General features: G+C 61.3%; 20 protein-coding genes and 1 pseudogene. 8 read left to right on the forward strand and 13 right to left on the reverse strand.

The genetic code is table 11. The features are described from left to right. Together LQ220_RS20715 and LQ220_RS20720 are read left to right on the forward strand one after the other, a co-directional pair. The coding region (locus LQ220_RS20715) for a Tn3 family transposase (protein WP_230190017.1) at positions 1 to 335 on the forward strand (335 nt) is incomplete at its 5' end. 360 nt (positions 336 to 695) lie between these two features. Next, positions 696 to 1250, forward strand: a pseudogene (locus LQ220_RS20720) (IS3 family transposase); the annotation flags it as partial. A gap of 59 nt (positions 1251 to 1309) precedes the next feature. Here LQ220_RS20720 and LQ220_RS20725 read toward each other — a convergent pair. The 7 genes from LQ220_RS20725 to LQ220_RS20755 form a co-directional block, all read right to left on the reverse strand. Further along, positions 1310 to 2728: a sigma 54-interacting transcriptional regulator gene (locus LQ220_RS20725; protein WP_230190018.1), complete on the reverse strand. Its 1419-nt coding sequence runs from the start codon at positions 2726 to 2728 to the stop codon at positions 1310 to 1312. Positions 2729 to 2839: 111 nt separating this feature from the next. Further along, positions 2840 to 3697, reverse strand: coding sequence for a hypothetical protein (locus LQ220_RS20730; protein WP_230190019.1), 858 nt, complete (start codon positions 3695 to 3697; stop codon positions 2840 to 2842). 4 nt (positions 3698 to 3701) lie between these two features. After that, positions 3702 to 4463: a gamma-glutamyl-gamma-aminobutyrate hydrolase family protein gene (locus LQ220_RS20735; protein ID WP_230190020.1), complete on the reverse strand. Its 762-nt coding sequence runs from the start codon at positions 4461 to 4463 to the stop codon at positions 3702 to 3704. Next, the gene (locus LQ220_RS20740) at positions 4460 to 5227 is read right to left on the reverse strand and encodes a type 1 glutamine amidotransferase (protein WP_230190021.1); all 768 of its coding nucleotides are present in this window, start codon (positions 5225 to 5227) and stop codon (positions 4460 to 4462) included. Before LQ220_RS20740 ends, LQ220_RS20735 begins: the two co-directional genes overlap by 4 nt. Then, positions 5227 to 6702, reverse strand: coding sequence for a glutamine synthetase family protein (locus LQ220_RS20745; RefSeq protein ID WP_230190022.1), 1476 nt, complete (start codon positions 6700 to 6702; stop codon positions 5227 to 5229). The genes LQ220_RS20740 and LQ220_RS20745 overlap by 1 nt, the downstream gene beginning before the upstream one ends. A gap of 30 nt (positions 6703 to 6732) precedes the next feature. Further along, positions 6733 to 8052: a glutamine synthetase gene (locus LQ220_RS20750; RefSeq protein WP_230190023.1), complete on the reverse strand. Its 1320-nt coding sequence runs from the start codon at positions 8050 to 8052 to the stop codon at positions 6733 to 6735. A gap of 37 nt (positions 8053 to 8089) precedes the next feature. Continuing rightward, positions 8090 to 9310 carry a cytochrome P450 gene (locus LQ220_RS20755; protein ID WP_230190024.1) on the reverse strand — a complete coding sequence of 407 codons (1221 nt, stop codon included), beginning with the start codon at positions 9308 to 9310 and terminating at the stop codon, positions 8090 to 8092. A gap of 422 nt (positions 9311 to 9732) precedes the next feature. Here LQ220_RS20755 and LQ220_RS20760 point away from each other — a divergent pair, with 422 nt between their 5' ends. From LQ220_RS20760 to LQ220_RS20770, 3 genes are all read left to right on the forward strand, one after another. Next, positions 9733 to 11994 carry a TonB-dependent receptor gene (locus LQ220_RS20760; protein WP_230190025.1) on the forward strand — a complete coding sequence of 754 codons (2262 nt, stop codon included), beginning with the start codon at positions 9733 to 9735 and terminating at the stop codon, positions 11992 to 11994. A gap of 183 nt (positions 11995 to 12177) precedes the next feature. After that, positions 12178 to 13320, forward strand: coding sequence for an MFS transporter (locus LQ220_RS20765; protein ID WP_230190026.1), 1143 nt, complete (start codon positions 12178 to 12180; stop codon positions 13318 to 13320). An 11-nt stretch (positions 13321 to 13331) separates the two neighbouring features. Further along, complete coding sequence (locus LQ220_RS20770; RefSeq protein ID WP_230190027.1) at positions 13332 to 14756, forward strand: aldehyde dehydrogenase family protein; 1425 nt, start codon at positions 13332 to 13334, stop codon at positions 14754 to 14756. Between the two features lie 27 nt (positions 14757 to 14783). Here the strand turns inward: LQ220_RS20770 and LQ220_RS20775 are convergent, their stop codons facing one another. Beyond that, on the reverse strand, positions 14784 to 15368 hold the full coding sequence (locus LQ220_RS20775; RefSeq protein WP_230190028.1) for a cupin domain-containing protein: 585 nt from the start codon (positions 15366 to 15368) through the stop codon (positions 14784 to 14786). A gap of 216 nt (positions 15369 to 15584) precedes the next feature. On the opposite strand from LQ220_RS20775, the gene gabT reads away from it, so the two are divergent. Together gabT and LQ220_RS20785 are read left to right on the forward strand one after the other, a co-directional pair. Next, a complete protein-coding gene (gene gabT / locus LQ220_RS20780) occupies positions 15585 to 16868 on the forward strand; it encodes a 4-aminobutyrate--2-oxoglutarate transaminase (RefSeq protein ID WP_230190029.1) in 1284 nt (427 codons plus the stop codon). Between the two features lie 135 nt (positions 16869 to 17003). Further along, positions 17004 to 18233 (forward strand): FAD-dependent oxidoreductase, encoded by a 1230-nt coding sequence (locus tag LQ220_RS20785; protein ID WP_230190030.1) that lies wholly within the window; start codon positions 17004 to 17006, stop codon positions 18231 to 18233. A gap of 145 nt (positions 18234 to 18378) precedes the next feature. Here LQ220_RS20785 and LQ220_RS20790 read toward each other — a convergent pair whose 3' ends face one another. From LQ220_RS20790 to glaH, 5 genes are all read right to left on the reverse strand, one after another. After that, complete coding sequence (locus tag LQ220_RS20790) at positions 18379 to 19512, reverse strand: CaiB/BaiF CoA-transferase family protein (protein ID WP_230190031.1); 1134 nt, start codon at positions 19510 to 19512, stop codon at positions 18379 to 18381. A gap of 1 nt (position 19513) precedes the next feature. Continuing rightward, positions 19514 to 20701: an acyl-CoA dehydrogenase gene (locus LQ220_RS20795; RefSeq protein ID WP_230190032.1), complete on the reverse strand. Its 1188-nt coding sequence runs from the start codon at positions 20699 to 20701 to the stop codon at positions 19514 to 19516. A 46-nt stretch (positions 20702 to 20747) separates the two neighbouring features. Further along, positions 20748 to 22055, reverse strand: a complete 1308-nt coding sequence (locus LQ220_RS20800; RefSeq protein ID WP_230190033.1) for a Glu/Leu/Phe/Val dehydrogenase — start codon at positions 22053 to 22055, stop codon at positions 20748 to 20750. A gap of 91 nt (positions 22056 to 22146) precedes the next feature. After that, the gene (gene lhgO, locus LQ220_RS20805) at positions 22147 to 23367 is read right to left on the reverse strand and encodes an L-2-hydroxyglutarate oxidase (protein WP_230190034.1); all 1221 of its coding nucleotides are present in this window, start codon (positions 23365 to 23367) and stop codon (positions 22147 to 22149) included. Then, complete coding sequence (gene glaH / locus LQ220_RS20810) at positions 23364 to 24296, reverse strand: glutarate dioxygenase GlaH (RefSeq protein WP_230190035.1); 933 nt, start codon at positions 24294 to 24296, stop codon at positions 23364 to 23366. Before glaH ends, lhgO begins: the two co-directional genes overlap by 4 nt. A gap of 105 nt (positions 24297 to 24401) precedes the next feature. On the opposite strand from glaH, the gene LQ220_RS20815 reads away from it, so the two are divergent. Beyond that, positions 24402 to 25310 (forward strand): LysR substrate-binding domain-containing protein, encoded by a 909-nt coding sequence (locus tag LQ220_RS20815; protein WP_230190036.1) that lies wholly within the window; start codon positions 24402 to 24404, stop codon positions 25308 to 25310. Positions 25311 to 25326: the final 16 nt, after the last annotated feature.

Below are 25326 nucleotides of genomic sequence, written 5' to 3' on the forward strand. Positions count from 1 at the left end.
CTCATAACGCCGCTCCCTTATCGGAGCGGAACGTCGTTCCTCGCATGGGCGATCGTCAACAACAACCAGCCCGTTCCCGACGTGTTCTCCAAGATGACCAAAATCGCAGCTTCGGGCCGACTGGGCCGAATACGACCTACATGCAAGCCGCCCGCATGCATCTTGCCAGTCTAGGCCGGTCGATCCCGCCGGACCTGCTGCAACACCTTTCGCCGCTCGGATGGCAGCACATCAACCTCACCGGCGATTATCTTTGGACCGACCCCGATGCGCCATCGCCGGCCCTCAGGCCGCTTCGCCAGATGCACGCCGTCGAAGGCCCGGCGAAACCTTAGCGTATATCTGGGTCCGTTCTATGTACCGCCCCCCTCATGAGCAGGGGATCTCAACCAAGGTTCGATTACCTCAGCGTCGCCGTATCAGTGCCGGCAGACGCGACGAGGCCCTATGCCGACATCTTTGCCGATCCGCCCAAAGCACACAAGCATCGCGCCAAGCTCACCCCCAAATGCCCAAAGGCGCGTCAAGCACCCGGGTCAGCCCGGACGCTTCAGCCTCGTCTTCATCGGCGTGGCGGCATTGCATCACCCCAAGCCGCTCATCCGGAGCGGGCACAGCGCCACTAATCCCATAGGTTGCGCGCGCGTCAGCGGGCTAGTTCAATCCGGCTTCAATGAGGTCGCGCACAGCGCCAGATGCTGGACAACGCCATGCTCAAGGAGATCAGCGCAGAAAAATGGTAACGCCCGCCGCCAAGCGGGAGGCGGTGGCGCATCTCGAAGAGCTTCGAGGTGAGCCAGCGGCGGGCGTGCGATGTGCTGGGTGTAGACCGGACGATGGTGCGGTATCGAAGTCGGCGGGGTGACGATGCCGGCATCCGTGAGCGGATGCGGGCGTTGGCGGCTGAGCGCCGACGGTTCGGCTATCGCCGCCTGCACTGGCTGCTGGGCCGCGAGGGTATGATGATAAACCACAAGAAGTTCCGGCGGCTGTACCGAGAGGAAAGGCTGCAGGTTCGCCGTCGTGGTGGACGCAAGCGGGCGCTTGGCACGCGAGCCCCGATGGCGCTCCCGCAAGGGCGCAATCAGCGCTGGTCGCTGGACTTCGTGTCGGATGCGTTCTCGTGCGGCCGGAGGTTCCGGATCTTCGCCGTGGTCGACGATTTTACCCGTGAGTGTGTCCGGCTCATCGCCGACACCTCGATCTCGGGCTTGCGGGTAGCGCGCGAACTCGACTGGGCGATCGCGGAACCGGCGCTTCCCAATGTGCTACGGCACCGAACTGACCAGCATGGCGATCCTGCGCTGACCTAGTGCTCATCGCCCTCGAATGCGTTGTCCTGCCCGCGCTTCTGCTTTCGGATCAAAGTAGCGATGTCGACCCCGAGGTGACGCGCCGCTTCTCTTTTTGAACCGTGCTGTTCGATGGCCCGTTCGATTAGGGACTGTTCAAACCGCGCAACCTGGTCCTTCAGGTGCTCGTCCGACAGTTCTACATCAGATATTTGGACGCTAGGTTCCCGGCCTTGAACTGTGGTCTCGAACACGTCTGGGCTCAGATGCTCAAGCTCAGCGACCTCGTCGGCAACGATGTCGAGATACTCCACGATGCTGCGAAGCTCACGCAGGTTGCCGGGAAAAGACGAGCGAAGAATTTCGGCGCGGCACTGGGCGCTGAGACGCAGCTTGGGATTGCGCGTGGCATTGACGCGTTCGATGAAGCGGTCGAGCAGCTTTTCCTTGTCAGGCCGATCGCGCAGGCGGGGAACGGTTACAGGGAACGTGGCGATGCGGTAATACAGATCGGTGCGGAACTGCCGCTGCTGGACCATCACGCGAAGGTCGCGGTTGGTTGCGGCAATAACGCGGGTATCGACACGTCGCGAGATCGACGAGCCGACTGGCTGGACGGTTCCATCCTCGAGGAATTTGAGCAGTTTTACCTGGCTGGACAGCGGAATTTCGCCGACCTCGTCAAGAAACAGAGTTCCTCCTGCCGCCGCTTCGACAAAACCGCGCTTTCCCGCCTGTAAAGCTCCGGTGAAAGCACCGCGTTCGTAACCGAACATTTCGGACTCGAACAATGTCTCGGGTATGCTGCCGCAGTTCACATGAATGAATGCAGCGCCATCCTTGCTGTTGGCGTCGTGAATATAGCGCGCGATCGCGGTCTTGCCGACGCCTGTCTCACCCAGCAAAAGAACGCGCGCGCCGCGCTGATGAGCTTTGAGCGCTTTTGCCAGCCGCTCGGCCAGACTTGGGGGAAAGACGAGGTTACCGGCAAGCCTCGCGCGAGGGGGCTCTTGCAGCGCGTTATAGTCCGCACGAAATGTCAGGAGACGGTAGGGGAGGCGCTCGCCCATGACAGCGATGTTAAAACGGCTCGCCTGGACTGTGCGGCTGCCATCGGTAGAGGTCAGGACCGTATCGCCAGCGCCGCGCGTAGTGGCATGGAACCAACTATCCAGTGGCACCCGAGACTTACGAAGCAAGCGCTCGACAGGTCTCTGCTCCACTTCTGCTCGGCGTACCCCGAGCAAACGCTCACTCGTAGTGTTAACCAGGGCAACGTTCCCGTCGAGGTCAAAGATGACATAACCATTGCGCGATGCATCCAGAATGGCCCGCAATGCTGGACCTTGCAATGCTTCGTCCAGCGCCTGCCGGTCGGGCGGCTGTGCGCCGGACGCGGTGAGGTCCATCGCGGCAATCCGAGTGCGGGAACTCATCGGCTTAATTCCTTACGCGCCCGACGTGACGCGGCATCAAGGAAGAGTTGACCCGGTGCTGCATCGAGGAGGCAACTGTATCCCTGTGATGACCGAATCGACATGCCTGCTTCAGCCGTTTCCGCTTTCAACGAGGTCGTCCGGGGCGAGTTCGAAGGCGCTGTCCAGTTCACTCAGGTTCCCCCAGATGCGGGTAACGAAGCCGTCCTCGATGTCGGCCCGGACGTCGTTCTCGCAGAAAATCAAAGTACCATCAGCGCGCAGGTCCTGGGAGATGGCTCTGTCGATGTAGAAACCGCAGTCCACGATCTGGCCGACGAACTGTTCGTTCCTCTCAGTTCGCGGCCAGTAGAGCCGGACGTCACCTGGTGCGATCCCGGTGCCTTCAGGCAGATCGTAGATCCGTTCGACAGCCCGGTTTGTCAGCCTCCAGACCGAGGCATTCTCGAAGACCTGGGCGATGATTTCCGCCCTGCCGCAGCGAATGTCCACGGGCTCGAGAAACTCGATACACCAGTGCCCTTCCCTTGCGTGGTCTATGATCCGCCGGAGCATCTGGTTTTCCAGCGTCAGCTCAATCTTTTCGTCGTGCAACAGGCCCAGCGGAATCTTGCTGACCCGTAAGATATTGCCGTGGACGCTCTCCATCATGGTGCAGCGCGCGATCGTGGCCACAGTACACCCGCCCCTGCCGATCAGCGACAGTTCGACCGTCGACTGAAAGCCGGCAGGAGGCTGGCGTTCGAAAATGTCCTGCAGGATCTGGCAGGAAGGCACTTCGTAGAGATCTTGAATGGAAAGGAGGGCCGCCGCAAGATCAACGCCGAGGAATTCGCGCTGTTCGGCATTCATCGCAACGACGCGCAAGTCGGCGGTTATGGCGTCAACGAGGACATCGTCCGATGCATTAACAGCATCGTCGAAATCCCTCGTCGAGGAAACTTGATCTCTGCTCCCGCCCGCGTTCATGCCTTCACTCCATCACCTTTTCCGCAGCGTGTGCATGTACTGCCCGTCCGAATGCCTCCAGCAACCGCCGGTTGCATGGATTGAGGTCGGGACGATATTCCGGATGCCACTGTACGCCAATGGCAAAGGGATGGTCTCGCACGGAAACCACTTCGGGCAAACCGTCCGGAGCTTCGGCTTCGACCGTCAGGCGATCGGCAACTTTGCCCAGGCCCTGGTAATGGAGCGAGTTGACCCGGAAGGCGGGTGCCCCAAAAACCTCCAGCAAGGGCGAGCCGGGCTTCAGGGCCACCTCGTGCAGCGTGCTGTAGCGCTCTTCATAGGGCAATTGCGCAGGCGGGTGGTGTGCGATGCTTTGATCCATCGAAGCAAGATCGGGCTCGAGCGTACCACCCAAGGCGACGTTCAACTCCTGATAGCCCCTGCAGATGAACAGCGAAGGCAGCCCCCTATCCAGCGCCATCCGCACGAGGGGCAAAGCAAACCGATCCCGTGACGGATCATAGGGCGGCATTTCAGCAGCTGACCCATATTCAGAGGGCAGAATGTTCGATGTGCTGCCGCTGAAGACAAAGCCGTCGAGCCGGGAGATGAGGCTCTCCATCGCGTGTGCCGAATCGAGTGGGGCAAGGCCGACCGGAACGCACTGCGCGTAGCTCGCGATGGCGTCCACATACTTGGCACCCTGGACGTGGTAGGGCATGCCGTCGAGGGGACGCAGATCGGAAACGAGGCCGACCAGCGGCAAGGTTGATCCTCTGCTCATGCGACCTTCCCCAAGGCCTTGGCGAAGAAGTTGTCAATCAGGCGTTGCGAGCCTGGTACAAAGCTGAAACGCAAGGTCTCGTCTCCTGTCAGAGTATGCCAGTAGCTCGCCAGCCTGTCACAGCTAACTTCGGGGTGGAACTGTGTTGTCACCCAACCCTTGCCGTAGTCGACCGCAGCGACTGTACCGTCGCGGTTTCCAAGCACCGTACCGTCGGCAGGAACGGTGGTGACATGGTCGAAGTGCGCAAACTGGAACATGGGCGCCGCGCCCATGCCGGAAAAGAGCCAGTGCCCTTTCCCAGCATCGGTCAGTTCGATCGGAAGCGTGCCAAGAACTGGCCCGATATCGCGTTTCGAAACCCCGCCACCCAAGGCTTGAGCAACTAGTTGATGCCCCCCACAGATACCGAGCAAAGGCTTTCCCGTGTTGCGGAAGCGACGGAGCCATTCGAGCAGAGTCGCCTGCCAAGGTAAGCCGTCATTGACCGAGGCGATGCTCCCGCCGACGATTACCGCGTCGTAGTCATCGTTGGGCAACTCCCCGCGATCGGCGTGAACCGGGCACAGGTCAATGCGGTCGTTCCATCCCAGGTACTCGACGAGGCCGGAAAATGCTGCCGCCTCGTCGGCTCCACCGAGCAGACGCGCGAAGCATGCCTCGTCCAGCCCCGGCGGCACGGCTAGTTGCGCGATATACGCGACCCGCCGCCGTTCGCTGCTCCGGCCAGATGGCCAGTACTCTTTCGAACCGTCGTTCGTCATCAGGGCAGCATCTCGAGGAAACGATCGTAGTCCCACTGCGTAACCGTGGACATGAAGCGGTCCCATTCATCGCGCTTGAGGTGGAAGAAGCAGCGCTCCATGTCGCCAGGCATCGCGCCAAGCACGACCGGGTCTGCAGCAAGCGCGTCGAGCGCATCGCGGAGGTCAGTGGGCAGGCGGCGGACTTCCTTGCCGGCTTCCATGGCTTCATAGATGTTACGCTGCTCGGGCGTGCCTGGGTCCAAATTGCGGGTGAGGCCATCGTCGAACGCCTTGAGCAGGCCCGCACCCATAAGGTAGGGGTTTACCAGGCTGTCGACCGCGCGATATTCCACGCGCCCCGGTGCGGAAACGCGCACGCCGACGGTGCGGTTCTGCATGCCCCAGTCGGCATAGATTGGGGCCCAGTATCCGGTATCGCTCATGCGGCGGTAGGAATTGACGGTCGAGGAACCGATTGCGGTAAGCGCGGGCAAGTGTTCGATCAGGCCGCCGATGCAGTGTAGGCCGACCTCGTCGGGCATCCATTCGTTGCTCTCCCGCAAGAACATGTTGCGGCCGCCCTTGCGGTAGGAGAACACCTGATCTGCGCCCGGCAGATCATCGTGGCCCATGCGGACGACCGCATCCTCGCCGCCCTTCCACAGCGAAACGTTGTGGTGGCAGCCATTGGCGGAAACCCCTTGGAAGGGTTTCGTCATGAAGGTCGCGATCAGGTTGAACTCGCGGGCAACCTGCGCGCAGATCTGGCGATAGGTGGTCAGGCGGTCAGCCGTGCGCAGTACGTCGTCGAACATGAAATTAAGTTCAAGCTGCCCGGGCGCGTCTTCGTGGTCGCCCTGGATCATGTCGAGGCCCATCGCTTCGGCATATTCGTGAACGCGTGCGATGACCGGGGCCAGCTGCTGGAACTGCTCGATGTGGTAGGCAAACGGCTTGGTGGTGCCACCGGCAAACGAGCCATCGGGCCCGCGCTTGAGCCACATCATTTCGGGTTCGCAGCCAAGGCGCAGTTCCATGCCGTGCTTCTGCTTGAACTCTTTGTGGATGCGTAGCAGGTTTCCGCGGCAGTCGGAGGTCAGATAGCTACCGGCGTTTTCAGGTTCGTCGCGGTGACGGAACAGAACGCAAAACACGCGCGCGCTGGTCTTGTCCCAAGGCAGCTGACAGAAGGTGTCGACGTCAGGCACGGCGACCAGCTCGGCGGCATTGGACGAATATCCAATGTAATTGCCACGGCGGTCAACCTGGACGTCAGCTACCGCGCCATACCACAGCTGCACGCCCTTGTTGGCGATGGATTGCCAGTGCGGTGCGGGCACGGACTTACCCATCACACGGCCGGTGACGGACACGAACTGGAAGAAGACGTGCTTGATCCCGAGCCGCTCCATCTTTTCGCCGATTTCTCGGACGCGCACCTGCCTCTCTTCGTTTGCGATGTAGGCGTCGAGATCGGAGATGGTGTTTGCCATTGTATTTCCTCTTGAAAACAGATTTTCTGATTAGCCTTCGATGTAGCGGGCGAGCTCCTGCGCGCTTACAGCGCGGGCGAGAGCAGCATGTTCCTTGCGGCATGCGGTGGAGAAACGATCGACGAAGGCGTCGCCGAACAGCCTGCGAGCCTTGTCGCTTGCCGAGAGCCGGTCGGCCGCATCGGCAAGGTTCGCCGGAAGGCGGGCGGCGCCAGACTGGATATCGTCGGGCCCAAGATCGCCTGCAGGTTTAGGCGCTACGAGCGCGCGTTCGATGCCGTCAAGGCCCGCTCCCAGCATCAGCGCTAAAGTGAGGTGCGGGTTGCAGTCCGCGCCGGGCAGGCGGAACTCAAGGCGTGCATCATCGTGCACGGAGGGCGCGGAGCGGATGGCAGTGGTGAATGTCCATTCGGCCCAGGTCAGCGATTTTGGGGCCCAGCTTCCAGGAGCGAAACGCCGGAAGGCGTTGACCGTGTGCGCACAGAGCGCAAAAGCTTCTGGTACAACGTCGGCCATGCCCGCAATGAAGTGCTGGGCAAGCTGGTTGGTTTGTCCAGATGAGGCGCTGAACAGATTATTGCCGGTGGCACGGTCGATTAACGAGAGGTTGAGGTGGCCGCCGAGGCCGGGATATCCTTCCCCAAGGAACGGCATGAAGCTGGCTGTCATGTCGCGCTGACGGGCAAAAGCTCGCGTCACCTGCCGGAACAGCGCTGCATCATCAGCGGCGCGGAGTCCGGTCGTGGCGCCCAGGGTGGCCTCGAAGCAGCCCGGACCCAATTCGCCGGCTATGCTGAAAAGTGCGATGTCATTTGCCTCGACGGTCTGTTCGAGCCCGGCGACAAGTGCAGCATGCTCGGCAGCAGTCTGGCCGGACCAGCACTTGTTGTCGGGTGCAAAGCGCGCCGGCGAGGCATAGCCGGACGAACGCAGCGATTGCGCATTTTCGTTGAGCAGCAGAAACTCGAATTCGAATGCGGCCTTGACGTCAAAACCCAGGGCTGCGGCCCGTTCGATTTGCCCGGCTAGTACGCCGCGGGGCATCAACTCCCTGGATTCACCCGAGAAGTCGGCGATGACGAGGGCCGCCTTGTTCTCGAACGACCAACGCCGCAGCGAATCCCAGTCGATCGCAACGTCTTCGGTGAGATGCGGGCCGTCGGCGAAAAGGCTGTCCGCAGAATCCCACTTGGCTAGCGTATTGGCAAACTTGGGTGCGCGCGCCCATGCCTCGAACGATGCGCGGCGCAGGCGGCGCTCCCTGAAAATTCCGGCGTAGTCAAACTGTCCGACGTGAACGACCTCGAAGTCGTTCGCTTCGCAATCCTGCGAGGCAAGCTCCTTGCTCACACGTGTTCTCCCCATATTTTAACTTGCTTTGACCCGATCAACCCGCTGCGCGATCGAAGGCGATCGGCATCTGTATCGGTCCGGTGTTGCCGCTATCGGGAAGGTAGCTGGGTTCCCCGTCGAACCGGGGATTGAGCACGCGCCGAGACAGGATGGCCAAGGCTTCCGTCATGTCACCGCGAGCGATGAAGTGGCCGAGACAATGGTGAATACCGCCGCCAAAGCCGAAGTGCCTGCGGGTGCGCTCCGCGGTAATGTCGAACCCGCTATTCTCGTGGACGCGGGGGTCTGAGCCTGCAGACTGCGAGAACATGTGGATGGTGCAGCCCTTGGGGATATGCAGTCCCTGGAATTCGAAATCATCGACCGCTTCGCGAGTCACCCACGTGACCGTGGGGCGGTAGCGCATGACTTCCTCAACAGCGGCCGAGGCGAGTTCGGGGCGCTGGCGCAACAGGGCCCATTGCTCGGGATGACGCACGAAGGTGTCCATTGCCAAGCCAAGCTGGTTGCGCGTGGTATCGATGCCGCCGAAGATAGTCAGCACGACCATGTCATAGACTTCCTGCTCGGTGAGCGGATTGGCGCCGCCATCCTGAGCCCGGATAAGGCTGCTCAGGAAGTCCGCGCCGAGTGGCTTGCTGCGTCGCTCGGCGATAACTTGGCGGGCATAGTGAAACATGCGGTCGGTCGCCGCATTGATGCGGTCCATGTCCTGCTTATAGGTGACGCCCAAGGCGAGGCCCATTTCCACCGCGATGTCGGCAAATTCGCGCCAATTATCGTGCGGCAGGTCAATTAGGGTCAGGACAACGCGTGCGGCATAAGGTTCGGCGAACGCTTCCATGAACTCGCATCGGCCATCCTGCTCGAAGGCGTCGATCAGTTCGTTGGCCAGTGCCTCGAACTTGGGTTTGAGCGAGGTGATAAGTTCCGGTGCGAAAGCGGGGGCAGCCATGGCGCGCAGGCGGCCGTGCTCTGCGCCTTCCTGCGAAAGGAGCATGCGCATCCACCAATCCGCGAATGTGCCGGTCGCGTTGTTGTGAGCGGGCCAGGCATAACTGCCTTGACGCAGCTTGCGGCTGGGGATGAGGCGGCTCATCTCGCTGTAGCGTAGAATGGCGATCCCGTACGGCGTTTTCGCATACCAGGATGCTTCGCGTGCCGCGATCACCTCTTCTGATCTGATCGAAAAATCCGGGCTGCTGACATCCAGGAAAGGCGCCGTATCGCTTCTCAGTTCGGCCGTATTTGCCATGGCTTCCTCACTCCAATGCGGTTGAGGATGGTCCAGCAAAGTTCGTGCCAGATCCCGAAACACTCTGTGATCTGCCGGTTTTAAAAGATAATTGCCTGCCGGCGAGATCTCTTCACAATGAGCATGCTGGAGAAATGCAAACATTCATGCAAAGTTGAATGCGCATATCCGCATCACTACTGAGGCGTTTCAACCTATGCAGCGGATTTGCTTACTGCGCTGCAGGTTTGCAGCAGTCTTGCACCGATAAAAAAGAAGCTTCAAGAACTTCGTTAGGAAATACAGTGCTTTATCGGTCTGGCATAATGTTTGCTTACCTTAACGCTGTGGAGAAATGCAAACAGCATTGCCGGCATAGGGGGTTACAAATGGGGTACAGTTCATCATCCAAACGTCATCTGCGCACCGCAGCGCGACTGCTCGTGAGTGCCTCGATCTTTGTGTGCGGATCCGCATACGCACAGACGACCACTGAATCCACGGACACCGCCAGTGAGAACAACTCCGTTTTCTCCCAGGAAATCGTCGTTACCGCCACGCGGCGCACAGAGGCGGCCAGTAAGGTCGGTATCTCGATCACTGCACTCAGTGGAGAGCAGTTGACGAACCTGCGCATCAACGAACCTGAAAAGCTCGCCCTCGTCACGCCGGGCGTGACCATCGCCAAGGCGGCAGGTTCGGCGGTAAGCGTCATCACCATCCGCGGCTCGGGCAACAGTGACTTTGCCGCACACCACGAAACCCCGAGCGCGGTCTATTTTGACGGCGTCTATTCAGGCGCAGCGACCGCTGGCAGCTTCCCTTCGTTCGACCTTGAGCGCGTCGAAGTTCTCCGCGGGCCGCAAGGAACGCTGTTCGGTCGCAATGCAACGGGTGGCCTGGTCCACTTCCTCAGCAAGAAGCCGGCGGACAAGTTCGAAGCCGGTGGCGAACTGGGCTACGGCCGCTTCAATCAGGTGCGTGCCGAAGCCTACATCAGCGGACCGGTTGCCGAAAACCTTTCCGCCCGCCTTTCGGGGTTCTTCACGCGCGATGATGGCAACGTCGAAAACCTGAACGGTGGCCCTCGCCTCGGCGCACAGAACCGCCTGGCCGGCCGTTTCCAACTTCTGTACGCTCCAAGCTCCGACACGGAAGTCCGATTCATCGCCCGCGGCTTCCGCGAGCGGTCACGCGACGGCATCTATGACCCCGTGCCGTCCTATGTCGATGCCAATGGTAGCAGTCAGTTTGTGCCCGCGAATGTCGACATTTACGGAAGCGGCGCAGGCAAGGATTTTTACGGCTACCGCGAAGCTGACAAGAATCCTTGGACTGCGTCGCCCGACGTGATCGGCCGGATGGACAAGGACGTCTACGGGTTCACGCTCAGCCTACGGCAGAACCTTGGTGACCTGACGCTCAACTCGCTTACCGACTTTACTAAGGTTCAGTCTTACTACCTGGAGGACACCGACTCCACTCCATTTGCGCAGGCCTTCTACGACGCCCGCGAGAACTCGGAGCAGTTGTCGCAAGAACTTCGCATCAATGACGACCTCGGAGCATTCAGGTGGGTCGGCGGCGTCTACCTTCTGCAGCTTGATGGCAAGTACAACACGCGCTTCTCACTGCCGACGCTTGCCAACCTCTTCGACCCTGTAGCATTCCCCCAGACCGTCTCCTCGGCAACGCCGACCAGCGCCTATCAGGTCAAGACAAAAACCGCGGCCTTGTTCTTCCAGGCTGAACAGGATCTTTCGCCCGCGGTCACCCTGATTGCCGGCGCGCGCTGGACTTGGGATGACAGGCGTCTGAATCTGTTCGGCTCGTGCGTCGAGAACGTTGCTGGTGCCTGCGCCTTTGACGGCTTTCTCAATTCGCCGGACATCATAAATGCGCTCGGTGCGGCGGGGCAATCCATCGGTCTCACGCAGAAAGGCAATGACTGGTCCGGCCGTTTCGAGATCGACTGGAAGGTCTCGCCCGGCACCCTGGTCTACGCAAGCGCGAGCAAGGGCCTCAAGGGCGGCGGTTTCACCGTTCCGCTCGATGGCCTGCTGCGGCCCGATCAGCTGCCCTACAGGCCCGAAAACCTCTATGCCTACGAACTGGGCTTCAAGTCGCGCATCATGCCGGGACTGCGCATAAACGGCAGCGCATTCTATTACGATTATAAGAACTTCCAGACCTTCCTGTTCAGCGGCCTCACTTCGGTGATCCTCAACAAGCAGGGCAACTTCAAGGGCGGAGAGCTTGAAATCGTGGCCACGCCGGGGCGCGGGATCGATCTCGTGGGCGGCATCTCCTATCTCGACGCCAAGGTCGAGGATGTGGTGACCCCGACGGGCGTGCAGGACCAGCGGCCCATCAACTCGCCGAAGTGGAAGCTGAACTGGTTGGCGCGCAAGTCCTTTGATCTGGGCGAGTACGCTCTGGCAGTTCAATATGATGGAAATTACTCCGATCGTCGGTATTACAACGTCGTCAATTCACCGGTGGTCGAAGCACCGTCGTTCTGGGTTCACAACGCCAGCGTGACGCTTTCGCCTGCGGCGGGACGCTGGAAGGTGGCGGCCTTTGTCGAGAACATCGGCAACAAGGCCTATATCAACTCCATTTTCGATCTCTCGACGCTAGGTTACACTATCCGCAAGTTCGCACGCCAACGGACTTACGGCTTATCCGTCGGCGTAACCTATTAATGCCTTGTCGGGGTGGCGTGCGTCAATTGGCGCAAGGCCACCCCGGTTTGCTCAAACGCGGACGGAAGCGGAGAAGACTCGAAGCTTCTTCGGCCTAAACGATCGGGGTGGGATTACATGCTATCTGAATCCGCGACGGTGCAGCCTGCCCGACCGGACCTGACAAAGGCCGGATATCTTAAAATGTTACTGGCCGCTTTTTCAGCCGCGAATGGGGTAGGGCTGCTTTCGCTGATCGCGCTGCCTTTCGCTGTTGGTGCCAACATGGAAACTCTTGGAATCAACGAGTCCCAGGCCGGGCTCCTAGGGACACTCGAGTTCGTTGGCGTGGTGGCAACTTCGATGTTTCTCGCACCGCGCGTAGGACGCATCGACCGGCGCCGCGTTGCTCTCGGTGCAAGTGTGTTTGTCATCGTGATGAACGTGCTTTGCGCACTTTACGGCACCTACTCTCACCTGCTGCTGCTCCGCCCTCTTGCCGGCCTCGGCGCCGGGCTTGCTCTGGCCACCGGCAACGCGACCATCGCGATGGCCAGCAAGCCCGAGAAGTTCGCGAGCCACATGTCCCTTCTGTTCGTAGCGCTGATGGTACTCGTGACACTCAGCTTTTCGGCCCTGTCCGCCCAATTCGGCCAAGCAGGTGTCTACATGGGCTTTGCAGCGACGATTGCCTGCCTTGCGCCGCTACAAGGATGGCTACCTGCGGTCATAGGGGATGCGGCAACGCAGGCGCAGTTGGGGCCTGAGAAAGCCGGCAGTGCGTTCTCCAAAAGCGGCATCTGGATGGTGCTCGCTATCTTCTGCTTCTCGATGCGCGATACTATGACTTGGGCCTTCACTGAGAGAATCGGAGCGAGCGCAGGTTTTCAGCCGGGCGTTATCGGTCAATTCCTGACAGCGGCGGCGATCCTGGGGTTGGCAGGACCCGCCTTGGCAGCATTCATCGGAAATCGGTTTGGGTTGCGCATTCCCCTTGCGCTAGGGGTTATGGCGGCCGGTACCAACACCTTCGCGCTGAGTCAGTCCGGTGGAAACGCCTATCTTTTCGCGGGCAGCGTGCTTTGCGTAGTCGCAACCTACTTCTTTGCCCTTTCCTTCTTGAATGCACTTGCCGCCGAGCTTGACCCAGAGGGCCGCATCGTCGCGGCAGCTGGCAGTGCCGTTATGGCAGGCCTAGCTGCGGCGCCGGTCGTCGCCGGATATCTGTGGGTCGCAGGTGGTTCCGGTGCGATTGGAGGGATCGTTCTCCTATTGCTGGCTATCACCTTGTGGGCTGCCTTGCGGGCATTTCGCGGTCTCGCGCAGCCCCATAACACCTTGAATTGAAGGTATTTGGCATGTTCAATGCAACCCGTTTCTACATTAACGGCCGCTGGCTTGATCAGGATGAATCCAGATGGCGGGATGTCGTCAATCCGTCTGATCAAACTGTGGCAGGTCATGTTGCCCTTGGCGCCGCACATGATGTTGAAGAGGCGGTAGCGGCAGCGCGCAAGTCCTTTATCAGCTTTTCCCTGACCAGCCGGAATGATCGACTTGCATTGCTTGAAGCTATCGACGCAGAGCTCCAGCGCCGGAATGACGAAATCGCCGAGGCAATCTCCGTCGCCATGGGGGCTCCCGTGAGCCTCGCCCGCGGCGCGCAGGCCCCTTCAGGAACGCAGCATTTCGCCGAAGCCATCCGCATCCTGCGTGACTACCCATTTGAGGAAAGGCTGGGCTCCACATTGCTGCGCCGCGAGCCGGTGGGCGTTTGCGCCCTCATCACGCCGTGGAACTGGCCGATGAACCAGATCGCGACGAAAGTCGCACCAGCGCTCGCCGCCGGTTGTACGATGGTGCTCAAGCCGAGCGAGTTGGCCCCGTTCGATGCCGTTATCCTCGCTGAGATCATGGACACGGTTGGCGTGCCTGCCGGGGTGTTCAATCTGATTCATGGCGATGGCCCCGACGTTGGCGCTCCGCTGTGTTCTCACCCTGACGTGGACATGGTATCCTTCACCGGCTCGACGCGGGCTGGCATAGCCATCAGCCAAGCGGCGGCGCCCACTGTGAAGCGGGTCGCGCTCGAGCTTGGCGGCAAGTCTGCCAACATCCTGCTGGATGATGCCGATGTCGAGAAAGCAGTCACCGCCAGCGTGCGCTCGATGATGCTGAACAGCGGGCAGTCATGCAATGCTCCAAGCCGCCTGATCGTACCCGAGCAATTGTACAGCACGGTCATTGAAGTCGCGGCTCGGGTTGCCGGATCCATTCGCGTCGGTCCCGCCGGCGAGGATGTCGACATGGGTCCTATCGCGAACCGGAGCCAGTACGAGCGCGTGCGCCGCTTCATCCAGGTCGCACTCGATGAGGGGGGCGAGCTCGTCGCCGGAGGAACCGGCCTGGACGGGCTCCCGGAAAAGGGATTCTACGTCAAGCCAACAGTCTTCGGGCGCGTGAGCCCGGCCATGACGGTCGCAAGAGAAGAAGTCTTCGGACCGGTCCTAGCAATCATGACCTATTCCTCACTTGACGAAGCAATTGCGATCGCAAACGATAGCGAATATGGCCTGTCTGGCTATGTTTGGTCAGCCGACCATACACGCGCCGTTGACGTCGCTCGGCAGCTGCGGACCGGGATGGTCCACATCAATGGCGCCTCGCTCGACTCTGCCGCCCCCTTCGGCGGCTACAAGATGTCCGGTAACGGTCGCGAGTGGGGCCGCTTCGGTGTTGAGGAGTTCCTCGAGGTCAAGTCCATGTACGGCGCGGCGGCATGATACCGCTCCCCAAGAGCAGTCCATCTATCAGAGATAGGGAGGTGTACACGCCGACACGATGACTGCATCTTCCGTGCCGCTGGGATTACGGAAGCGGTGTGGCACCTTGCTGTCGAACAGATAGGCTGCTCCCGCCGTGAGCACGCGCTTCTGCGATCCGACCGTTATCTCGATCCGCCCGGAAATGACGATCCCGCCCTCGTGGGCTGAATGGTCGAGCATCGACGCTCCTGTATCGGCGCCGGGGCCGTACCGCTCATGCATGATTTGCAATCCGTGCGCGTGAGCATCGCCGACCTGCCTGAGCGAAATGCGTCCTTCGCCCTTCTTGGCTGTCCCCGGCAGCTTCGAAGTCAGGTCGATCAGGTCGCCTTCGGAAAAGAACACGTCCTTGGCGTTGGTTCGGTCCGGCTCGAAGAATTGGCCAAGCGTCATTGGCAGGCCACCCAGAATACGGCGGAGCGTTGCCACGGAAGGACTGTTACGGTTGGTTTCTATCAAGGAGATCTGGCCATGAGGCACCCCAGCGCGTTCGGCGAGAGCCCGCTGGGATATACCCGACTTGACGCGCAGCTCGCGCAACCGTGCGCCTACGTCGAAATTCTCGTCCATCTGATACACCCCGAAAGATGACGCCGGGCCATCAAAATGATGGTGGCACAGGCGGAAGAAGCCACCCGCTACAGGTCATTTCGCCGCCCTTCAAGTGCCGTGGCACGAAAGCGGCCAAGTGTCACTGACTATAAATTGATGGCAGTTGCCATTATTTTAGCTTCATGCTAGTTGGCAGTCATTCTGCAATGACCCACGATTCCAAGGAGTGCCCAAGTGAGCAAGACCAGCGATCTCGCCGCGCGCCACGCAGCTGCCGTCACCAAGGGCGTCGGCACCAAAGGCATCTATGCCGAACGCGCTGAAAACTCCGAACTGTGGGACGTGGACGGTCGCCGCTTCATCGATTTCGCCGCCGGAATCGCGGTCAACAACACCGGCCATCGGCACCCCGCCGTCATGCGCGCCGTGGCGGATCAGGCCAAAAAGTTCACCCACACATGCTTCCACGTAGCTCCATACGAAGCCTACATCCGGCTTGCAGAACGACTGAACGCGATTGCTCCGGTGGCCGGTCCAGCAAAGACCATGCTTGTGACGACCGGGGCGGAAGCCGTCGAAAACGCGATCAAGGTCGCGCGCGTCGCCACCGGCCGAACGGGTGTCATCGCGTTCTCGGGAGCGTTCCACGGCCGCACGATGCTCGGCATGGCGCTTACCGGGAAGGTCGTTCCCTACAAGAAGGGATTTGGCCCCTTCCCCGCCGACATCTACCACGGCATCTTCCCGAATGAGTATCTCGGCATCACCGTCGAAGAAGCGCTGGCCAGCATCGAGGCGCTGTTCGCGTCCGACGTCGATCCGAGCCGGGTCGCCGCGTTCATCGTCGAACCGTTGCAGGGCGAAGGTGGGTTTGTCCCTGCGCCAATCCCCTTCCTTCAGGGCCTGCGGGCCCTTGCCGACAAGCACGGTATCGTCCTGATTGCCGACGAAGTACAGACAGGCATGGCACGTACCGGCAAGATGTTCGGCATCGAACATGCAGGGATCAAGGCCGACCTCATCACCATGGCAAAGGGTTTGGCCGGCGGCTTCCCTCTGTCCGCGGTAGTTGGCCGGGCTGACCTGATGGACGCGGCGCAGCCCGGTGGTCTGGGGGGCACCTATGCCGGCAACCCGCTGGCAGTCGCCGCTGCCAATGCCGTGCTGGACGTGATCGAGGAAGAAAGTCTCTGCGAGCGGGCTACTGCCATTGGCGAGAAGGTCCTTGCCCGGCTCCACGCCATTGCAAGGCGTCAGGGCATGGAAGTGATTGGCGACATCCGCGGCCGCGGCGCGATGATCGCGTTCGAACTGGTCAGCGACCGGGTGAGCAAGGCTCCCGATGCGCAACTCGCCTCGCGCTTTGTTGCCGAAGCCGAAAAGCGCGGACTCATTTCGCTCGTGTGCGGTACGCGCTTCAACGTGATCCGGCTCCTTCCGGCCCTTACCATTCCCGACGCAATCCTTGCCGAAGGCCTCGACATTCTCGAAGCGGCGCTCGAGGTTGCGGTCAGATAGCCCTGCCTGGCCTGAGGCGGACGGTCTGGCAAGAAAGCGCTTAGACCGGGTATCATGGTCGCATTCGACGGGCGGTCTGGTTGGGCCGCCCGTTGTTCTATCGGATTGGCGAGAAATCAGTCGGAAGGATTCTAGATGGAGCAGGCAGACGTCATCATCGTGGGCGCTGGGCACGGCGGCGCACAGGCGGCCATCGCGCTGCGCCAGAACGGCTTTGAAGGCCACATCCTCGTCATCGGCCGCGAACCCGAAATTCCCTACGAGCGTCCGCCGCTGTCGAAGGAATACCTCGCGCGCACCAAGACTTTCGATCGAATCTGCATCCGCCCGGCGCAGTTCTGGGAGGACAAGGCTGTCGAGATGAAGCTCGGCGCCGAAGTCGTCTCGCTCGATCCCGCCGCGCACACCGTCAAGCTCGGTGACGGCAGCGAGATCGGCTACGGTAGGCTGATCTGGGCTACCGGTGGCGATCCACGCCGCCTGTCGTGCATGGGCGCGGACCTCAAGGGCGTCCACGCCGTCCGCACCAAGGAAGATGCCGATCGCCTGATGAGCGAACTCGATGAGGGAGCAAAGCGCGCCGTGGTCGTTGGCGGCGGCTACATCGGCCTCGAAGCCGCTGCGGTCCTCACCAAGTTCGACGTGCAGGTCACCCTGCTCGAAGCGCTTCCGCGCGTGCTCGCCCGGGTGGCCGGCGAGGCACTGTCCAAATTTTACCAGGCCGAACACCGCGCTCATGGCGTTGACCTGCGCACCGGTGCGGCGATGGACTGCATCGAGGGTGACGGAACCAAAGTCACCGGCGTGAAGATGCAGGACGGCTCGGTGCTGCCCGCCGACATCGTGATCGTCGGCATCGGCATCATCCCCTGCGTCAGCCCGCTGCTCTCAGCTGGCGCCTCGGGCGGCAATGGCGTCGACGTCGACGAATTCTGCCGCACCTCGCTGCCCGACGTCTACGCGATCGGCGATTGCGCGGCCCATACCAACGATTTTGCCGACGGCACGGTGATCCGCCTCGAATCCGTCCAGAACGCGAACGACATGGCCACCACCGCAGCGAAGGACATCTGCGGCGAGCCTGTGCCCTACAAGGCCACGCCGTGGTTCTGGTCCAACCAGTACGATTTGCGCCTGCAGACGGTCGGCCTCTCGACCGGCCATGACAACGCGGTGCTGCGCGGCGATCCCGCCGCACGCTCGTTCTCGGTGGTCTATCTCCAGGGCGGCAAGGTCATCGCGCTCGATTGCGTGAACGTGGTCAAGGACTATGTGCAGGGCAAGAAACTGGTCGAAGCCCGCGCCCAGCTCTCGCCGGAGCAACTGGCCGACGCCAGCGTGCCGCTCAAAGAATTGGTCGCCTAAGTCGGACGCAGCGCGCGATCCGTCCCTGCAATATCTCACCCTTCCGCGCAGGCCTTTTACACCGCGGACAAGCAAAAGGGAGCCGACGACACTCGAGAGTGTCGTCGGCTCAGTCAGGGTGAAACAGGTTGTAGCGATCTGCTGGTCAACAATCCGATGCGGCGTCCCCGAGACGGGGCGATGGCATTGCTGCGCCGATTTTCAGGTCCGAGAAGCGGACCGGAAATCCAACGCTGGGTATGGGGGTGCCATCTTCAGCCGTCAGGTCGAGTTGGAGACCCCGATGCCGGATTTGCGGGTCGGCAAAAGCATCGGCCACGGTATTGATCGGAGCCACGGGAACTCCTGCCACTTGCAGTTGCGAAAGCAGCGCGTCGCGCGCCCAAGTCGAGGTCCGCTGCTCCAGAAGCGCATGCAAGGGATCACGATTGGCGACGCGCTGCGGATTTGTCGCGTAGTCGCTGGTGACGTCAAGGCCGAGCGTACTGCAAAGCGCCTTGAATTGCCGGTCATTACCGACCGCGATGATCGCCCAACCATCAGCAGTACGGAACACCTCGTACGGCGATATATTGGGATGGGCATTCCCGATCCGCATCGGCGGCGTACCCGAGACAAGATAGTTCATGGCCTGGTTCGCCAGGGTTCCTACCATCACGTCGAACAGGGCTATGTCGATATGCTGGCCCTTGCCGGTAACAGCACGTGAGGCAAGCGCCGCCTGGATCGCAATGGTCGCATAAAGCCCGGTCATGATATCGGCATAGGCAACGCCGATCTTGTTGGGCTCGCCGTCTGGCTGTCCGGTCAGATCCATGATGCCGCTCATGCCCTGCACGACGAAATCGTAGCCCGCGCGATCGGCGTAGGGGCCATCCTGCCCGAAACCGGTAATCGAACAGTAGATCAGCCCCGGATTGCGCTTTGACAGGGACTCATAGTCAAGGTTAAAGCGGACGAGACCTCCGGTCTTAAAGTTCTCGATGACCACGTCGGCCCCGGCCGCAAGCTCCTGCGCCTTCCGGCATTCGTCCGGTTGCGCGAAATCAAGCACCAGCGACCGCTTGCCACGATTGGCGCTGTGGAAATAGGCAGCATCCCGCTCCCCGTCGGCATATTCGACGAAGGGCGGCCCCCATCGCCTCGTGTCATCACCCGCTGGGGATTCGATCTTGAGGACGTCTGCGCCGAGATCGGCAAGGATCTGACCGGCCCAGGGCCCAGCCAGTATCCTGGCCAATTCGACGACCTTGAGGCCCGGATATGGCGCCTGTTCCATGCTAGAAGGCCGCGATGCCGGTGATGCCCCGCCCGAGGATCAGTGCATGGACGTCATGCGCACCCTCGTAGGTGTTGACCGTTTCGAGGTTCAGCATGTGGCGGATCACCTGATACTCGCCTGAAATGCCGTTGCCGCCGTGCATGTCGCGGGCGTGGCGGGCAATGTCGAGCGCCTTGCCGACGTTGTTGCGCTTTACCAGCGAGATGATCTCGGGGGCAAAGGCGCCTTCGTCCATGGTCCGTCCCACCCGGAGCGAGGCCTGCAGGCCGAGGGAAATCTCGGTCACCATGTCTGCCAGCTTCTTCTGGTAAAGCTGGGTCGCCGCCAACGGGCGCCCGAACTGCTTGCGATCCAAGCCATACTGCCGCGCAGCGGCATAGCAGAACTCGCCGGCACCCATGGCCCCCCACGAGATGCCGTAGCGCGCCCGGTTAAGGCAGCCGAATGGGCCCTTGAGCCCCTCTACGTTAGGCAGAAGTGCTTCTTCGGGCACGACCACATCGTCCAGGTTGATCATGCCCGTGATCGAGGCGCGCAGCGACAACTTGCCCTTGATGGCCGGTGCGGACAGGCCGGGCATACCCTTGTCGAGGATGAACCCACGGATCGCGCCGCCATGGGCCTCCGACTTCGCCCAGACGACGAACACGTCTGCAATGGGCGCATTGCTGATCCAGGTCTTGGCCCCGCTCAGGCAGTAGCCGCCGCCATCGACCTTGCGCGCATAAGTGCGCATGCCACCCGGGTCAGAACCTGCGTCGGGCTCGGTAAGGCCGAAGCAGCCGATGAGTTCACCCGAAGCAAGACCCGGCAGATAACGACGGCGCTGCTCCTCGGAGCCATATTCATGGATCGGGAACATCACCAGGCTAGACTGGACGCTCATCATCGAGCGGTAGCCGGAGTCGACCCGTTCGACTTCGCGCGCGACCAGACCGTACGAGACATAGCCTGCGCCCGACCCACCATAGGCCTCAGGGATAGTTACGCCGAGCAGCCCCTGCCTGCCCATTTCGCGGAAGATTTCGGGATCGGTATGCTCACGCTCGAAAGCCTCGATAGCGCGCGGTTGCAACTCCGACTGCGCATAGGCCCGTGCCGACGACTGGATGAGCGTTTCCTCTTCCGTCAATTGCCCGGCGAGGCCGAGCGCGTCTTCCCAATCGAAGTTCAAGATGTCAGCCATGTTCAGGTCTCCAGTCGGCAAATGTTTTAGGAAGGCAGGCGTCTGCTCAAGGGTACAGTCCGCGCTCCTTGCGGGCGGTCAGAACGCGTCGGCACGACAAAAGATACGTGGCCGTGCGAAGCGTGAGGCCGTTGATGACAGCCAGCTCGCGGATGGCGTCGAACGCCTGGATCAAGACCTGCTCGAGCCGTACGTATATTTCCTGCTCGCTCCAGAAGAAGCTCGAGAAATCCTGTACCCACTCGAAATAGGATACGATTACACCACCAGCGTTGCAGATGACGTCCGGCGCTACCGCAATGCCCCGGTCGAACAGAATTTCGTCGGCTTCCGGCACAGTCGGCCCGTTTGCCGCCTCAAGCACGATGCGCGTGGACAGTCGGCGCGCTCGATCCGCAGTGATCTGGCCTTCCAGCGCGGCCGGGATCAGGATGTCGGACGGAACGTCCCAGAATTGTTCCAAAGTCAAATCGTCGGCCCCGGCGAAACCTGCTATCCCGCCCGATCGATCGACGTGCTCCTGCAAGCTGGCGATGTCGATGCCACCGGCGTTGTGCAGCGTGCCGGTATGGTCCTGAACTGCTACCACCCTGCAGCCCGCCTTGACGAAACGGTCGGCAGCCACACCCCCGACATTGCCAAAGCCCTGCAAGGCAATGCGTGCGCCATCGAGGGCGAGTCCGTTCGCAGCGGCCATCACGCGCCCGATCGCGAACACGCCAAGGCCGGTTGCCCGGGTCCGCCCGAGAGAGCCGCCGAGGTGAACAGGCTTTCCGGTGACGACGCCCGTAACCGTCGCCCCGACGTTCTGTGAATATGTGTCCATCACCCAGGCCATGACCTGCGGGTTGGTACCCACGTCAGGCGCGGGAATGTCCTGCTGCGGACCGATGATCAGGCCGATCTCGCTAGTGTAGCGGCGGGTGACCTTTTCCAGCTCTCGCTGAGAGAGGGTCGAGGGATCGACTCTGATCCCGCCCTTCGCCCCGCCGAACGGCAGGTTTACCGCCGCGTTCTTGATCGTCATCCATGCGGCGAGGGCCATGACCTCCTCCAGTGACACGTCGGGATGAAAGCGCAGGCCGCCCTTGCCTGGACCGCGGCTCAGCGAATGCTGCACGCGGTAGCCTTCGAAGTGCCGGATTTCGCCGTTGTCCATCTCGATCGGGATGTCGACGATGAGCGCACGCTTCGGGCGCTGCATCGTGCCGACCCAGCGGTTCAGGTCGCCAAGGTGAGGTTTTACCATGTCGATCTGGTGCAAGTATGTGCCCCAGGGATTGAGCGGGGTCGACTTGGCATAGCTGAGCAAGTCGGCCTCGCTCCGCTGCACAGTTGCGCTTTGACCTTCCATTGCCTGATCCTTTCTCCGGGGAGGCTATGTCCCTCAAATGCGTTGGCCTTGATGGAACGGGGTGGTTCCGTTTTGCCTGCCGTCTCTCCGGTCAGCGGGCCGCGAATGCGAAAAACTGCTCTGCCAGGTGCTGCCCGATCGGGATGGCCGAGGTTGCGGCCGGCGAAGGGGCATTGCAGACGTGCAGGCACCGCGCCGACTCCCGGATCAGGAAGTCGTGCATCAGCGTCCCGTCGCGCATGACCGCCTGAGCTCTCACCCCGGCGGGGTAGGGACGCAGGTCGTCGAGCTCCAACTCTGGGCAGTACTTCTGGCAAAGCCGCAGATAGGCCGCTCTCGACAGCGACGATTCCAGTTCCGAGATCGTTGGGCGGAGATTTGCGGAGAGCATGCGCCAGAACCCGGGATAGAGTAGCGTCCCGGCAAGGTCGAGCGGATTGATGTCACGCCATCTGTATCCCTCGCGGGCCAGGGCCAAGATGGCATTCGGGCCGACCGTGACCGAGCCATCGATCATGCGGGTTAGGTGCACCCCGAGGAACGGTAGGTCCGGATCCGGCACCGGATAGATTAGGTGCTTGACGATGTCATTGCGGGCGGCGGGCAGCTGGAAATACTCCCCCCGGAACGGCACGATGCGAAAATCGAGGTCGAGCTTGCACATCGCTGCAAGCCGGTCTGCCATGAGACCCCCGCAGACGATGGCATGACGACTGCGGAAGACGCCCGCAGTGGTCTCGACCACCACCTGCGACGGGCTTTCGGCAATCCCCGTGACCTTCGTGCCAAAACGGATCGCCGCGCCTTGCGCACAGGCGATTTCAGCCATCTTGCGTGTCATGGCCGGATAGTCGGTAATCCCGCTACGACCGACGCGGATCGCGGCGAGGCCGGAGATGGCGGGCTCGACCTCGTTGAGGGCCCGTCCGTCAAGCATCTCGGGATCGAGGTCGTTGGCCTTGCTGCGTTCGAACAGGGTGGAGAGGCGCGAGACCTCTACCTCGTCGGTGGCGACGATCAGCTTGCCGCACCGCTCCGAACGGATCCCATGCTCGGCGGTGAAGGCGTAAGTCGCGTCCGATCCGGCGCGGCAGAAGCGGGCCTTGAGGCTGCCGGGGGCGTAATAGACCCCGGCATGGATCACTCCGCTGTTGTGGCCTGACTGGTGAGCAGCAAGCGTCTGTTCTTTTTCAAGGAGCAGCACCGAGATGCCCGGCCGCAGAGTGGCCAGCTGCAGAGCTGCCGAAACCCCGACGATGCCGCCGCCGACAATGATGACGTCGGCGGCGTTCCCGGCGCTGCCCGAGCTCATGCGAGGAGCGTCCCTCTTTGGCGCATGAGTTCGCGATTCAGCAGCTCGTGCTTCTGGAACGGGGCGCGCCCGTGCAACCAGAAATAGTTGTTCAGCACGACCAGATTGCCCACCGGCAGCGGCGTTTCCACCGTTCCAGGCGAAGCTTCCATGGATTCAGAGAACCGCTTGAGAAACAGCGCCTCCTCCATCGTCCGCGGCTGCACGAACTGGTCGATGAACGAAACCGACAGCCCGTACTCGCTCTCGAAGAACAGCGGACGCTCGGTGGTGTGGGCGACGTTCTTGGAGCCGGGCGCCTGGTAGACGAAGCTGGTCTTGGCCAGCGGCGCGTTGGCAAATTCCGGTAGTTCGTCCCAGTCGTCGATGTGCATGAGCCGGGATTCACCGCCCGTGGCGTTTTCCTCAGCGAACTTCATCATCAGCAGCCAGTCGGTGGCTTCATCAACGAAAGTGCCGTCGGTGTGCAGGGTGAACAGGCGGTAGGCCTGCCGCAGGTACGAATCGCTGTTGTCGGTGTCCTTGATCAGGAACCGGGCGTAGTACTTGTGCGACATCGCATCGTGATTGGCGGGACCAAGCAGGTGGCTGATCGCCGTCCCGAACTTGACGTAGGAATCGGCATCGTCACGCACGCCGCGCACGCCGATCTCAAAACCGCCGGATGCGCGGTTGCGGACGATGCTGCGTAACTGCTCGGCAAAGCCGTAGCCGCAGGCCCGCTCCAGGCTATCACCAAGGACAAACCGCATGAAGGGCACGTATTCGAGGTTCTGGACCGAGATGTCGTCGACCTCGGCAAAGAAAGCCTCAAGGGCCGATTGCGGGATCTCGATTGTGTGCAGGCGCTTGTGATACGGATGACCGCGCACGGTGAAGTGCTGCTGGTAGTCGGTCTCGCGCTCGATTTCCAAAACTGCGTGCTGCATGTCGTGCACTCCTCGCTATGGGAAGAATGTTAACGCGAGCGGACCATGGACATCCAATGCCGCTTTCAGCTATTTTGATCTTGTTTCCAGATTAAAGGTGGATCAATGATCGATGCCCGTCAGTTACGCTATTTCTCTGCAGTGGCTGAGCATCTGCACTTCGGGAGGGCGGCAGATACGCTCCACGTGGCCCAGTCGGCGCTGAGCGTGCAAATCCGCCGGCTCGAGGAGGACCTCGGCACACGGCTGCTCAATCGTGGAAAACGCGCGTCTGTATCACTGACAGAGGCAGGTGCGCTGTTCCTAGCCGAGGCCAAGATCGCTTTGCGCCAGATCGACCGAGCCGAACGGGTGGGGAAGCTGGCCGCGCGTGGTCTGCTCGGTCGGTTGCAGATAGGCTATATCGCCTCGGCCGCCATAAACGGCCTGCTCCCTGACATGCTCGGCACTTTCCGCGAGACCAGTCCGACGGTGGACATCGGGCTGGTTTCGCTCGATACGCCAGCCCAGATCCGGGCCGTCGCCGACGGGACGATCGATGTCGGGCTGGTGCGGACGCGGACCGCCTATCCCGACACGATCGCAAGCCGCCTCATCCACACGGAGCGCCTGCACCTCGCCATGGCGCGGACCAACCCACTGACGCGTAAGGACAGGATCTCGTCCCGCGACGCCGCCGCACACCCGTTCATCGTTCCACAGTTCGATGGCGATTCGGGATTCCTCGACTATCTCGCTGAACTTGGCAGGCGCGCCGGGGTGGAGATCGATCAGGCCATAAAGGTCCCCGACCTGGTCAGCGCTCTGAGCATGTGCGCGGGCGGTTACGGTGTTGCGCTTGTCCCGGCATGCTTTGCCAACTTTCCGATGGCAGGCGTCGTCGTGCGGCAAATGGAGGATTTTGCAGAAGAGATAGGGATTCACTGCATCTGGCAGAAGCGGACCAAGTCACCGGCTCTTGCAGCGATGCTTGATGTGATCTCCGGGTTTGCCGGGCAGCTCGCAGCGCCATGAACAAGTGTTGCAATAT

The sequence above is a fragment of the Sphingobium sp. CECT 9361 genome, from assembly GCF_918741285.1.
Classification (GTDB): Bacteria; Pseudomonadota; Alphaproteobacteria; order Sphingomonadales; family Sphingomonadaceae; genus Sphingobium.